General features: G+C 30.7%; 9 protein-coding genes and 1 riboswitch. Of the genes, 7 read left to right on the plus strand and 2 right to left on the minus strand.

All coding sequences use genetic code 11. The annotated features are described in order from the left end of the window. Positions 1 to 141 precede the first annotated feature (141 nt). Positions 142 to 1434 (minus strand): 4Fe-4S binding protein, encoded by a 1293-nt coding sequence (locus ABDZ69_RS04875; RefSeq protein WP_343767227.1) that lies wholly within the window; start codon positions 1432 to 1434, stop codon positions 142 to 144. 236 nt (positions 1435 to 1670) lie between these two features. On the opposite strand from ABDZ69_RS04875, the gene ABDZ69_RS04880 reads away from it, so the two are divergent. The 4 genes from ABDZ69_RS04880 to ABDZ69_RS04895 all read left to right on the plus strand — a co-directional run bounded on the left by ABDZ69_RS04880 (position 1671) and on the right by ABDZ69_RS04895 (position 7718). After that, complete coding sequence (locus ABDZ69_RS04880; RefSeq protein WP_425544641.1) at positions 1671 to 3389, plus strand: methyl-accepting chemotaxis protein; 1719 nt, start codon at positions 1671 to 1673, stop codon at positions 3387 to 3389. A gap of 275 nt (positions 3390 to 3664) precedes the next feature. Next, a complete protein-coding gene (locus tag ABDZ69_RS04885; protein WP_343767230.1) occupies positions 3665 to 4729 on the plus strand; it encodes an HD-GYP domain-containing protein in 1065 nt (354 codons plus the stop codon). Between the two features lie 169 nt (positions 4730 to 4898). Further along, positions 4899 to 6644, plus strand: coding sequence for a 5'-nucleotidase C-terminal domain-containing protein (locus ABDZ69_RS04890; protein ID WP_343767233.1), 1746 nt, complete (start codon positions 4899 to 4901; stop codon positions 6642 to 6644). A gap of 147 nt (positions 6645 to 6791) precedes the next feature. Next, positions 6792 to 7718 carry a hypothetical protein gene (locus ABDZ69_RS04895; protein WP_343767235.1) on the plus strand — a complete coding sequence of 309 codons (927 nt, stop codon included), beginning with the start codon at positions 6792 to 6794 and terminating at the stop codon, positions 7716 to 7718. Positions 7719 to 7758: 40 nt separating this feature from the next. On the opposite strand, the gene ABDZ69_RS04900 is transcribed toward ABDZ69_RS04895, so the two are convergent. Continuing rightward, a complete protein-coding gene (locus ABDZ69_RS04900) occupies positions 7759 to 10662 on the minus strand; it encodes an EAL domain-containing protein (protein WP_343767238.1) in 2904 nt (967 codons plus the stop codon). 224 nt (positions 10663 to 10886) lie between these two features. Beyond that, positions 10887 to 11074: riboswitch (cobalamin riboswitch) on the plus strand. A 206-nt stretch (positions 11075 to 11280) separates the two neighbouring features. On the opposite strand from ABDZ69_RS04900, the gene ABDZ69_RS04905 reads away from it, so the two are divergent. Genes ABDZ69_RS04905 through ABDZ69_RS04915 form a run of 3 tightly spaced genes read left to right on the plus strand, consistent with a single transcriptional unit; the run spans position 11281 to position 14113 of the window. Continuing rightward, positions 11281 to 12327: an ABC transporter substrate-binding protein gene (locus tag ABDZ69_RS04905; RefSeq protein WP_343767240.1), complete on the plus strand. Its 1047-nt coding sequence runs from the start codon at positions 11281 to 11283 to the stop codon at positions 12325 to 12327. Beyond that, entirely contained in the window at positions 12317 to 13312 is a 996-nt protein-coding gene (locus ABDZ69_RS04910) for a FecCD family ABC transporter permease (RefSeq protein WP_343767241.1), read from the plus strand. Before ABDZ69_RS04905 ends, ABDZ69_RS04910 begins: the two co-directional genes overlap by 11 nt. A gap of 9 nt (positions 13313 to 13321) precedes the next feature. Further along, on the plus strand, positions 13322 to 14113 hold the full coding sequence (locus tag ABDZ69_RS04915) for an ABC transporter ATP-binding protein (RefSeq protein WP_343767244.1): 792 nt from the start codon (positions 13322 to 13324) through the stop codon (positions 14111 to 14113). The last annotated feature ends 21 nt before the right edge of the window (positions 14114 to 14134 follow it).

Raw genomic sequence — 14134 nt, forward strand, 5'->3', positions numbered from 1 at the left:
ATAATATAAAAATATTATTATTAACCCTATTAGTTTAACATCCATAAATTCATGTGTACATGCCTTCTTAAAAAATAAATAAAAAAATGCGTTAGTGCAATGAATTGATATTTTAAAACTAACGCATTTTATTTTTTAAAATTATTTTGTAACTAAATTTACAACATGATTATCAATATATTTGATTTGCTCTTCTGTAAGACTTCCTTTTTCCTTAAGTATTTTTACAGCGGGTTCAAGAAGATAGGTATCCTCATTTAAATCATAGGGCAATCCTTTATATAGTGCTACAAATAGCCTTACAGAACCAGTTCCAATTTCATTAGGTAAATTTGCATACTTAGTTTCTAAATCTTTATTTTTAAAGGTTTGGGCTTCCTTTTCATCTACTACAAAGGCTTCTACTAAGGCATTAAGGGGGATATCAAAGGATTGGCTCACATTACTAAAACTATAAGAACCTCGTATATCAGCTGGATTAAATTCGCCTTTAAACGCCCCTTCTTTAAAGGCAACAGGGACTTTTGAGGATTCGGTTTGCCAAAGGTCTAAGGATTTTGAAACTTCTATACCACCGAAAAACAATACTATTAGTGTAAGTGCCATAAATTTTTTATTAATCTTAAATTCAACAGTATTTTTTACAGGACAACTTTCTTCAGAGGTACATTTCATGCAAGCTATACATTGATGTTCTTTGATTATTGAACTACTAGCCACATTGATATTCATTGGGCAAGATTTATTGCAAGCATTACATGATATACAAGTATTTTCATGTCTTCTTATTTTAAATATCCTAAATTTATTAGTAATTCCTAGGATTGCACCATAAGGGCAGAGATATTTACACCAAGGTCTTTCTATAAATAGTGAATCAATAAGTACTATTATAAGTATTATAATTCCTCCAAGGGCAACTTCATCAGTCCATAGATGAAATAGTGCTGAATAAGGATCTATGTCCGAAAAAGCAAGCTTTCCAGTTACAGCTGTGATGTATATTACCCATGCTAAAGCTAAATATCTTAAATATCTAAGGTATTTGTCATATTTATAAGGAATAAATGAATTATATTTTCTTCCAAGGAGCTTCCTACCTATTTTGCCAATCCATTCTTGTATGGAGCCAAAGGGGCATAGCCATCCGCAGAATACAGCACCAAAAAATGCTGCTACAACTAATCCAATAAACATAAGTACAAAGGATGACTCGTGAATTTTTTGAAGTAAGCTTCCTACTGTTATAAATCTATAAATAGATTCAACTCCTCCAAAAGGGCATATTGCGTGAAGAGATGCAGAAGGTATAAAAGAGAATCCTCCGCCTTTCTCCGCTAAGGTATGGTTTATTGTAATTAATAATACTACTATAAATAAGATAATTTGAGTAATAAGACGTATGTTTGATTTTTTCTTTAACTTCTTATTCAATTTGATTTCCTCCCTCATTAATTTATTGATAGATTAAGTTTATATTTTAAATGTGATAAGTTATTGGTGAAAATGTGAGGGATTTGTGAAAAGTAAAGTTTAATATGTTTTTTAAATTAATTTATTCCTATAATATACCTTATAGTAGCTAAATAAATATTGATATTACTATGCGGAAAATGTAAAATAATATTAAATGATGTAGAAATATGTAATAAAAATTCAAGGAGGGATAAATTGTGTTAAGCAAGTTTAAAGTAAGGACAAAAATATTTATGTTATTCCTTGTTATGTTAATTTTAGTTTCTATGATTGCAGGCATTGGATACATTAATATGCAGAAAGCAAACAATGACATGACAAATATGTATGAAAATTATTTAAAATCCATTGAAATAGGTTCGGATTTAAGAACTCAAACGCGTGCCAATAGTTCAAATTTGTTAAGCGTAATTTTAAGTAAAGATAAAAAGGAAAAAGAAGAAATATATGAAGATATTTCTATAAGAAAAAAAACAATAGAAGATAATATGGCAAAATTAGAAAGCTTGTCAAAGGATGATAAACAAAGGGAGCTATATAACTCGGTTAAAGATAATTTAGTTAAATGGAGAGATGTTTTGTTTCCAGCGGTGGATATGGTGAAAGCTGATAAACAAAATGAAGCATATGATTATTTTATTAAGAACAAAAATACATTAGAAGATTATCAAACAAGTGTTAGAGAGTTAAATAATTATAATATAAAAATGTCAGGAGAATTAAAGTTACAAAATGGCATGGAATATAGAAGAACGGTAAATTTATTTTTAATATTGATAGGTGTTTCTCTTATAATTGGAATAGCATTTACCTATGTAATATCAAAGAATATAGCGCAGCCTTTAGGGATTGTAGTAAATCATTTAGAGTTAATGGCTACAGGTGATTTTACAATGAATGTACCAGAGCATTTTTTAGAAAGAAAAGATGAAATAGGTGGAATTGCCAAGGGTTTACATATTATGGAGGGCTCTGTAAAAACCCTAGTTAAAAACGTAAAGGATGAAACGGATTTAATTTCAAATGTTGTAGATATTGTAAAAAATAACGTATCGGATTTAAATGAAAGTATAGAGGAAGCATCAGCAACTACAGAAGAATTATCTGCAAGTATGGAAGAGTCTGCGGCATCAGCAGAAGAAATGATGGCAACCTCCCAGGAAATTGAAAGAGCAGTTTATTCCATTGCAGAAAAATCACAAGAAGGTGCAGTCCAAGCAGGAGAAATAAATAAAAGAGCAGAAGGAACAAGGAAGAATGTACAAGCTTCTCAAAAAAAATCTAATGAAATATTTATAAATTCAAAAGCTGAGCTAGAAAAAGCAATCGAATCATCAAAGGTTGTGGAGCAAATAAATCTTCTTTCAGAATCTATAATGCAGATAACATCACAAACAAATCTTCTAGCTTTAAATGCTGCCATTGAAGCGGCAAGGGCTGGAGAAGCAGGAAGAGGATTTTCAGTGGTAGCTGAAGAGATAAGAAAGCTGGCAGAACAATCCAAGGATACAGTAATAGAAATTCAGAATACAACAGGTAAGGTAATAGAGTCAGTAAAAACCCTTTCAGAAAGCTCAAGTAAATTGTTAGCATTTATGAATACTGATGTACAAAATGATTATAAAGCTATGCTTGATGTGGCGGATAAATACAGCAAAGATGCAGAGTTTGTTGATAATCTTGTAGCGGAATTTAGTTCAACTTCAGAAGAACTTTTGGCTTCCATAAGTGATGTACTAAAAACTATAGATGGAGTGGCGCAAGCAGCTAGCGAAGGAGCGGGAGGAACTACAGACATCGCAAATAAAGTATCGGAGATAAATTCTAAATCAAACTATGTTTTAGAACAATCTTTAAAATCAAAGAAAAGTGCTGAGGTGCTAAAAGCAGGGGTATCAAAGTTTAAGGTTTAATTAAATCAATAGAGCATAGATAGATTTCTATAAATCTACCTATGCTCTATTTTTATGCTCATTTATGATAAGAATCAAAACCACAACCGTAGAATTTAAGTTTAATGGATTTTTAAATTTAATTTATTTTTTGATTATAATTATTGCTAAAAATATAGAATATTATTGTAGTTTATTATATAATAAAAATTAACTAACTTATTACGATGAAGATATAAGCAAGGTTTATAAAGGGAGATGAGTAAGTTTATTATATTAAAGCGAGGTTATTATATATGGGGAATAAAGATGCTCTTATAAGTATTAATGATTTAAGGGAAGGTATGATTGTAGCAAAGGAAATAGTAGTCAATAATAACGTTCTAGTAGTAAAAGGGACAAGAATTACTCAAAGTATAATAAAAAAATTAAGGGATGTCTATTTAGAAAATGCTTTAATAGTTGATGGTGAAGAAATAATTAAACAAAATAAAAAGCTAGATTATAATAAAGAATTAAAGGAAGTTAGAAAAACTCTTAGAAACTTTGCCTATCAACTAGAAAACATGTTTGAAAAAATAAAACTTAATGGTAAAACAGATATAAATGATCTTAGAAATTTTTCTCAAAGAATAATTGATGAGTTGATTTCTCCAAGGATGATAGTTAAAAATATAATTATGGAGGGAAGTAAAGAAGACTGCATATTTAAGCACTCTGTAAACGTATCATTACTTAGTTTATTTTTGGGAAAATGGTTGAGATTTTCTGGAGAAGAGTTAAATCTATTATTGTATACAGCGATTTTACACGACTTTGGGAAGACTAAAATAAATAATAAGTCAATATGCAGACCAGGGCAGCTTTCTAGCATAGATATGGAAAATATAAAAAATCATCCTGTGATAGCTTATAACTTGGTTAAAGATATAGCTTATTTAAGTAAATCTGTAAAATATGGCATAGTAATGCATCATGAAAGATTAGATGGTTCAGGATATCCACTGGGACTAAAGGATGATGAAATACATAAGTTTGCAAAAATTATAGCAATTGCAGATACCTTTGACGATATAATTTCAAATAGGGAGAAGGAGAAAGATGTGAATCCTTTTAAAGCTTTAGAAATTATCAAAGGTTATAGCTTAGGAAAACTTGATTATAATTATTGTAATATATTTATTGAAGGCATAATAAATTATTATTTTGGAGAGAATGTGGTACTTAATAATAATAAAGTATGTAAAATAATTAATATAGATATAAATAATTTATCACAGCCATTACTACAATGTGATGAGGATTTTATTGATTTTAGAAAACATAAAGAACTAAAAATAAAAGGCTTTGTAGTAAATTAAAAAAATGAGTTAGTTTAAGAAGATAAGTTCTTAAACTAACTCATTTTTATTTAGCTAACTTCCACTATATTAATTTACAGCATTCTGTAAAGGATGTATAATGGTACTATAAATACCATTATTTTTCCAAGGAAAAATAAAACAATGAGGGATAGGAAGGGGAAGTTTTATGTTTAAACAGTTTAAACTTAAGAAATGGACATCCTGGTTAATAACATTAGTCATGGTATTAAGCTTTGCTACACCGCTTACGGTATCTGCAGCAGGAGAAGACACTAAGATAGTAAATATTATATCTTTTAACGACTATCACGGTATAGTAAAAGAATCAGGAAAAGATGTGGGAATAGCTAAATTTGTAGGGGCTGTAAAAGAATTTAAAAAGGAAAACAAAAACACTATAGTTGTAGCAGGGGGAGACTTATATCAAGGTACAGCTCTTTCTAATTTAAATTATGGAGCACCTATAACTGATATGCTAAAAGAGCTAGGCTTAGTTGCTTCAGCATTAGGAAACCATGAATTTGACTGGGGTGCTGATAAAATAACTAACTGGTCAAAGGATGGAGGATTTGATTTCTTAGCATCAAATATATATGATAAGAAATCAGGAAAGCCAGTTGATTGGGCAAAACCATATAAAATAGTAGAAATGGATGGCTTAAAGGTAGGATTTATAGGACTTGCAACTCCAGAAACTACTTACAAAACTAAACCAACAATTGTAGAAGGTTTAGAGTTTAGAGATCCTGTAAAGGCAGCAAAGGAATGGAGCGAAAAATTAAGAAGTGGTGAATTAAAAGAAGGAAAAGCTGATGTAGTTATAGCTTTAACTCACTTAGGTTCAGAGCAAGATTCAAAAACTAAAGAAATCACAGGAGAAGCAGCAGACCTTGCTAAGGCAAATGTTGGAGTGGATGCTATAATTTCTGCTCATACACACATGCCTGTATCAGGAAAGGTTAATGAAATTCCAGTAGTTCAAGGAAATAAAAATGGTAGAGCATATGTAAAACTAGAAGTAGCTTTCAATACTAAGACTAATAAGGTAGTTATAGAACCAGCTTTCATCGATTTATCAGCAGCAGTTAAAACATTACCAGAGGATGAAGCAGGAAAGGCAATAGCTAGTAAATACGAAGAAGCTTCAAAAGCTAAGTTAGATGAAGTAGTAGGAACTACAGATAAGGATTTAACCCACGATAGATTCAACGGACCTTCATTGCTTGGCGAATGGGTTACTGAAGTAATGGCTAAGACTGCTAATTCACAAATTGCAATAACAAATGGTGGAGGACTTAGATGTCCAGTAGAAAAAGGCAACATCACTGTAGGAAAGCTATATGAGCTTATGCCTTTTGATAATACACTATTTACAATGGAATTAAAGGGATCAGACTTAAAGAGAGTTATAGAAAATGGTATAGATAACAAAACTATAGGATGGGTAGCTATTTCAGGAGTAAAGGTTAAGTACGACTTAAAGCAGCCTATGGGAGATAGAATATACGAAATGACTTTAAAAGATGGTTCAAAAGTTGATATGAACAAGTACTATACAGTTGTTACTAACGATTTTATGGCTACAGGTGGAGATAACTATGACTTTAAAGGGGCTAAAAACTTAAAGGATACTAATCTACCAATAAGAGATGCTTTAATAAATGACTTAAGACAGGTTAAAAATCTTTCAGTAGTTAAAGCCAGCTTCTTAGAATCAGGAGTTAAGCCAGCTACAACCCCTGAATTAAAGCCAGTAGATAAAAAGGTTGTATATACAGTAAAAGCAGGAGATTGCTTATACTTAATAGGACAAAAGTACAACATTCCTTATAAAAAAATAGCAGAAATAAACAATATTAAAAATGTTGATTTAATCCTTATAGGACAACAACTAGTAATACCTGTAAACTAAAAGTGTAATTTCAATTTTAAAATGCCAGATGCGTTTAAAACGTATCTGGCATAATTTATTTGATTGAACTGCAAAATAAAGAATTGATACTTTCTGATTTTATAATCGTAATATAGTTATGAATAATAATCCAAGGGAGGAAAAATAATGATTAAGAGGAAAGTAGTTTTAATATTAACTTGTATTACTTTAGCATTACCTATGGGAAGTGTTTCGGCGGCCAAGGATTTGAAAAATGATCTACCTATGATTTGTGAAGTAAAACCAATTAGTAACAGTGCTAGTGGAGAAATATTAAATATAATAGAAAATAAAAATGGTATAATGCTTTTCATGGAGGATATCAATATTTCTATCGATGATAAAAGTGAAATAGTTAATGAGTTTGATGGAAAAAAGCTAACTAAAAATGACTTGAAAAAGGGCATGAAAATTAAGGCTTATTACGGGCCAGCTGTTACTCTAAGCCTTCCACCTATATCCTATGGTGAAAAAATTATAGTTTCACAGGAAAATGACACTATAGGCATTGCAGAACAAAAGATAGGTAGCATAATTAATTTAAAAGATGAAAAAACTGCATATATAAAGTCAAAGGATGACTCCACCTTTACTTTTATTACAGAAAAAACTGAGATAGTAAATGAAGAAGGAAAAAAAGTATCTCTTAAGGATATAAAAGAGTGGAACAAAATAAGAATGTACTTTTATAAAAAAGATGGAGTTATAAATTTAAAAGGATTTTCAACTACTATATATATGGCTGAAAAAATAGTGATTTTAGGTAAAGTAGAGAAAGACTTATTAGCTACTCAAGGAAAAATAAGTGATTTAACCCATAATAAAAATGGAGGAGCTATTCTTTTAGAAGGTAAAAAAGTTACGGAGTTTGGATATGATGTAATAAGGCTTAACATCAACGAAAATACAAAAATAATAAATGCAAAAGATAAAAAACAATTATCCTATAAAGATTTAAAAAAAGGCGCTGAGATAGTAGCTTATTATGATGGAGCAGTTACACGAAGTATACCTCCTATAGGAAATTGCATGGAAATAATAGTTTTACAGTAACATAGCAAAAGCAGTAGGTTTTTCTACTGCTTTTGTTATGCTATATTTTATCTAAAAAATTATCATAGTATATTTTTTCTATTTCTTTCATATATAAAGGTTTACTGAAAATATAGCCTTGAATATAATCACACCCACTTAATCTAAGGTATCTATAGTGTTCTATTTTCTCTATTCCTTCCGCGGTGACTTCTAAATTTAAGCTATGTGCTAAAGAAATTAACTTTTCCATAACTTGTCTTTCAGTTAATTCTAAAAGTTTATCATTTAAAGATTTGTCTAGTTTAATCTTACTAACGGGTACAAAAGTTAAGTAAAATAAGGAGGAATAACCTGTGCCAAAATCATCTAAAGTAATTTTAACACCAGTTTCCTTTAGATTATTAAGAAACTCTATTGAGTCGGATGTTCTCTTTAACAATATACTCTCTGTTATTTCGATTTCCAAGTATTTGGAGTCTACATCATTTTCTTCTAAAGTTTTTCTGATAAAGGAGATGTAGCTTTTGTCATTTACTTGTTTTGCAGAAAGATTTATTGCTATTGGTTTTAATTGAAAACCTTTGTTCTTCAATTCTGCTAATTGATGTATCACCTCTCTTGCTACCCATCGTCCTATTTCTAGTACAAGTCCTGATTCTTCAGCGATAGGTATAAAAAGTGAAGGAGATATATTGTAATTTTTTAATCTAAGAAGAGCTTCAAAACTTGCTATTAAACCTGTTTCTAAAGAAATTTGTGGTTGATACACTAGTACAAATTCTTCTTTTATTAAGGCATCTCTTAACATTTTTTCGATTTTAATTTTTTCGTTTAGTTCCTCCACCATTTCTTTATTAAAGTAGGCATAATTGTTTTTGCCAGTAGTTTTTATTTTGTACATGGCGGTATCGGCATTCATAAGCAATTGATTTGTATCTTCTCCGTCACGTGGATATAGTGTAATACCCATACTAAAACTTAAATGGAATTCACTATCTTTAATTAAAAATATATTTTTAAACAAATCCATTATTTTATTAGCATATTTTTCTATGGTGCTTGTGCATTGTATATTAGGTAAAAGAATTAAAAATTCATCTCCACCAAATCTAAATACAAATATTTCTTCACCTGAAATCTTAATAAGAGATTCACCCACCTGTTTTAAGGTTATGTCTCCATATATATGTCCTAAGGAATCATTTATTGCTTTAAAATTATCAATATCTAAAAGCATTATAGCACCTTGTGTTTTTGCATTTAACTGTTCCTCTAATTTTTTTATAAAACTTCTTCTATTAGGTAGACCAGTTAAAACATCGTGGTTGGCTAGATATTCTATATGCTCTTCTTGTTTTTTTAGATTTGTTATATCAAGAGCAATTCCAGTAAGCTGCTTTATATTTCCTAGTGAATCAAATATACCTTTTCCGTTGATTAATATCCATCTAAAATTTTCATCAGTAGACTTTGTGCGTATTTTATAATAAATTTCTTGTGTCTTGTTACGTTTATATTTTAAATACTCTTCTATTAATAATTGTTTATCTTCTGAATAAAAAATTTTATCAAAGACTTTATGCAAATCTTCTTTTCCATGGAAAGAAACATCAGTAATATTTTTGAATTCATTAAAAAGACATATAGTATTAGACTCTAAGTCGATTTCCCATACTGCGCTATTTGTACCTTTAATGGCAATGTTATATTTTTCGGTTAGATTTTCTAATTTTTCTGTATAACTTTGTATTTCCTTATACTGAGCCCTTAATTCTTCCTCCGACGCAGACAATTGTTGATAGGTTGCAGATAACTCCTCGTTTGATACGTTTAATTCTACTTGATGTTCCATAAGCTTATGAAAATACATATAGGTTTCATTAAGTATTTTGTTTATGGAATAAGAAATTCCAAAGAAGGTGTCATTTTTAAATAAAGGTAATCTATAATCTAAATTGTTTTCTAAATCTATTTCCATAATATTTTCATTTAATTTATTTACTGGTTCAATAATGTTTTTGCGCATTATTATAAAAAGAATGGCACCCATAGAAATTGTAATAATTAAAGATATGAAAAAGTTTTTATATATTAACAAGTAAACCTGGTTCATAGAAAGTCCTATATTAATAGCTCCTGTGATTTTGCCTTCAAGGAAAACAGGAATTGCTATATCAAGAACCTTGGACTGAGTTTTATCATAATACCATTCTTTAGCAAAGGTATTTCCTTTAAGAGCCTCCTTTAAAGTTTCATCGTCTTTATAAATAATTCCTATATTTTCTTTATTACTGTCTGCTATAGCCTTTAAGTTATTGTCCACTAAAAGTGCATAGATAATATTCTCTTTTTTCATCAAACCTTCTATAAGATTTTGATAAGAAAACTTTTTAGTTAACGTTTCAATATTATTTGCTAAAATACCTACTTGTACGAAATTTCCATCTATATTCTTTACAGAACCATATTTCATAAAATTGCCAAACTTTGCATCCGGCCTTATAGCTTCCATTAGCTCTAGGTTATCACTTAATACAAAATCATATAGGGGATGACCTTTATATGGTATCCAATCTATGTATCCTTCCACTGTTGAATAAAGTATTTTTCCTTCTTTGTTCATCCAATGTAATTCATCCACCTTTAGTTTCTTTAATTGGTCTTTTAAAAATTCATTACTTAAATTATTTTGGTTTTTTATAAGTACATTTGAAGCTACTCTTATTTTATCTTCCAACATTTCATTAATTGTTTCTAAGGAATTGTGATTATCTGATAATTGATTTGCCACTTGTTTTACAAGGTTTATTCCATCTTCATTCATTTGTTTTAACAATGAGGTTTTGCTTATATAAAAAGTAGCGCTACTCACACTTAAAATAGAAATTAAGGCAACAATTAAAGGAATAAAAATTAATTTAGTTTTATTTACTATATTGTGTTTGGAATTTTTATTCTTCATAAGCACCATCCTATACCTTGCAAATTTTTATATTAATTTATCTGGACTACTGAGCATAATATTTTATGAAATAATTATTATACTCTAAATTATAACATATAAGGAACTATTTTGAGTAAATTAGACAGACAAAATTTTCGTATAATCTACATTTAAGATAATAATATAGAATATTAAAAATAGCTTGATTATTATTTCATAGTGTGTTAGAGTATACATGAAAATTAAATATTTGGAAAATAGGTTTAACAGAGTTTTTTATCTGTTAATTAAAAGGGAAGTGGGTTTGAATCCCACGCGGTCCCGCCGCTGTAATAGAGGAGTTTTTTGCAATATTCCACTGGGAAACTGGGAAGGATGCAAAAGGCTATGATACTTAAGCCAGAAGACCTGCCTGTTTATTACACTGAGAATTCTACGAGCGATAGATAGTGTTTGGAAATTTATTTCTATATCATTTTGTATTTACTATCCTCCTGATGCTTTGTCAGGAGGATTTTTATTTTAATTATTTAACTTACTTAATAACAAAATGTATGTATAAAAAAGATTCAGGATTTCAATAATCGTAGGGTTCGATATTGAAATCTTTTTTATTTTAAAGAGAGGATGAGGGATATGAAAAAAGTCTTAAGTTTAGTGTTAGTAGTTTTATTATTAACAAGCTTTACAGCTTGTGCTAAAACCTCTAATGTAGGTGGATTAAGTAATTCAAAAAGTGTGGACAAGGCAACAGATAAGGAGCTGTCAATAGATGTAAAAGGTGAAACTTACCCTTTAGCTATAAGGGATTATTTAAAAAATCACATTGTTTTAGATAAAAAACCTGAAAAAGTGGCTGTGTTATCAGGAACTCCTCTTAATATTTGGTACGATTTGGGTGGGAAATCTGTGTGTACTTCCGATGTTTCAGAAAATATAAAGCTTATACCTGAATACAAGGAAGAAATCATGAAGCTTCCTAAAGTAGGTGCCGTTTATTCTGTAGATATGGAAGCCATTATAGCTGAAAAACCAGATTTAATTATTGCCCAAGTAGGAACTCAATCAACCCAGGCAAAAAAACTTAAAGACATGGGGTTTAAAGTAATTACCACTCACATAAGAGGTTTTGATGATGTAATTTCAACCTATAAAGCCTTTGGAAAAATACTTGATAATACAAAAGAGGCTGAAAGAAAAATAGAGGAGCTTAAGAATGAAAAGGAAGCTTTTGTATCAAAGCTACCCTCTGAAAGTAAGTCAGTGGTGATTTTATATGTAACATCTAAATCCTTAGCAGTGAAGCTTGATAACAGCATAGCAGGAGATGTGGCTAAGATTTTAAAGCTTAAAAATATTGCATCAGATCTTCCAGCAGACACTATAGGCTCAGAAACAACACCTTTAGATATAGAGTACATAGTTGGAAAAAATCCAGATTATGTTCTAGTTACTAGCATGATTTCCAGCAATGAAGAAGCTAAAAAATCTATGGAAAATCACTTTAAATCCAACCCAGTATGGAAGGGAGTAAAGGGGATTTCGGAGGGAAGAGTAGTTTATTTGCCACAAGAGTATTTTCTCTATAATGCAGGGCCTTACTACAATGAAGCTATAGAATATATGGCAAGGAGTGTATACCCTGAAGTATACGGAGAGTTGACAGAGTGGTATGGAAAATAATATTTCAATTAAAGACAGTAAGAAATACAAAATAACAGTAATATTCATATTAGCGGTACTTCTCCTAGCAGGCTTCATATTAGGTAATTCAAAAGGCACTCTTCAGGTGGGAGCAAGGCGTATATTTGAAGTGATAATGAATGACGATGGAAGTGCTGAAAGGATGGTAATTTGGAATATAAGGCTACCTAGAATGATACTTGCAGCATTGGTAGGGGTAAATCTTGCATTGGCAGGTGCTATTTTACAGGGTGTAATGAATAATCCTTTAGCAGATCCAAGCATAATTGGCATAAGCAGCGGAGCAGGGCTTTTTGGAATCGTAATATTAGTTGTTTTACCACAGTATCAAGGATTGGTACCTATTGCGGCCTTTATAGGGGCCATGCTAGCAGCAAGTATTATATATATTCTGGCATGGAAGGGTGGAATACAGCCCACAAGAATAATACTAGCAGGGGTTGCAGTGTCTTCTTTATTCGGAGCGGGAATTTCGGGAACCTTAGTATTTTATAGTGATAGAGTCCATGGAGCTCTTACCTTTATGAATGGGAGTTTATCAGCTAGAAGCTGGCCAGAGGTAGGAACTATTTTGCCTTATACAATAATAGGAATAGCTTTAGCTATAATATTTTCTGAAAAGCTTAACATTTTGATTTTAGGAGATGATGTAGCAAGGGGACTTGGTCTAAATGTAGAGAGGACAAGACTTGGTTTTACAGCACTAGCTGCATTCCTTGCAGCTTCATCTGTAAGTGTGGTGGGACTTTTAGGCTTCGTAGGGCTTATTGTTCCTCATAGTATTAGGCTTATACTAGGCAATGATTATAAATACATGTTTCCTGCTTCAGCTCTTTTAGGGGCAGTGTTATTGATGTTTAGCGATGTTTTCGCAAGAACGGTATTAAGTCCAACGGAAATTCCAGTAGGCATTGTAATGGCAGTGCTGGGAGCACCATTCTTTTTATATTTGTTAAGAAGGTAGGGATTTCATATGAGGGATAATAGTGTATTAAAGATTGAAAATTTAACGGTAAGTTATAAAAACTACAAAGTTTTAGATGATATAAATCTTAATATAGAGAGAGGAAAAATCTACTCTATAATTGGTCCAAATGGCTCGGGAAAGACTACCTTAATTCGTGCTATAACAAGAAGTATAAAGGCTGATAAGGGGCAAGTACTTCTAGATGAATGCAATATATTTAAAATGAAAACAAAGAATATAGCTAAAAAAATGGCACTACTTTGCCAAAGCAATGAAACCATCAGCGATGTAACAGTAAGAGAGTTGGTTCAGTATGGAAGATTCACTCATAAAGAGTGGTGGAAGGGTATAGCTAATGAGGATAACAAAATAGTGGAATGGGCCATAGAAAAAACAGGTCTTAGTAATTTTAAAAACAGAAAGATAAATGCCCTTTCTGGTGGGGAAAGACAAAGGGCTTGGATAGCTATGGCCATAGCACAAAAACCAGAAATACTAATACTAGACGAGCCTACTACCTATCTTGATATATGCCATCAGCTTGAAATACTAGAGCTTATATCAAGGCTTAATAAGGAGGAAAACATAACTATAGTAATGGTTATTCATGATATAAATCATGCAGCTAGGTATTCTGATGAACTTATAGTTATAAAAGATAAAAAAATATTTAAAAAGGGAGACCCATGGACAGTGCTAGAAAGCAATGTATTGAAGGATGTGTTTAAGGTAGAGGCAGAAATAACACAAGATAAAGAAACTAATAAGCCAATTTTTTATGCCAAAAGAGTAGTTTAAATGGTAGAAAGGGGGATGTAA

It is taken from the genome of Clostridium malenominatum, from assembly GCF_039521365.1.
GTDB classification, from domain to species: Bacteria; Bacillota; Clostridia; order Clostridiales; family Clostridiaceae; genus Clostridium_AW; species Clostridium_AW malenominatum.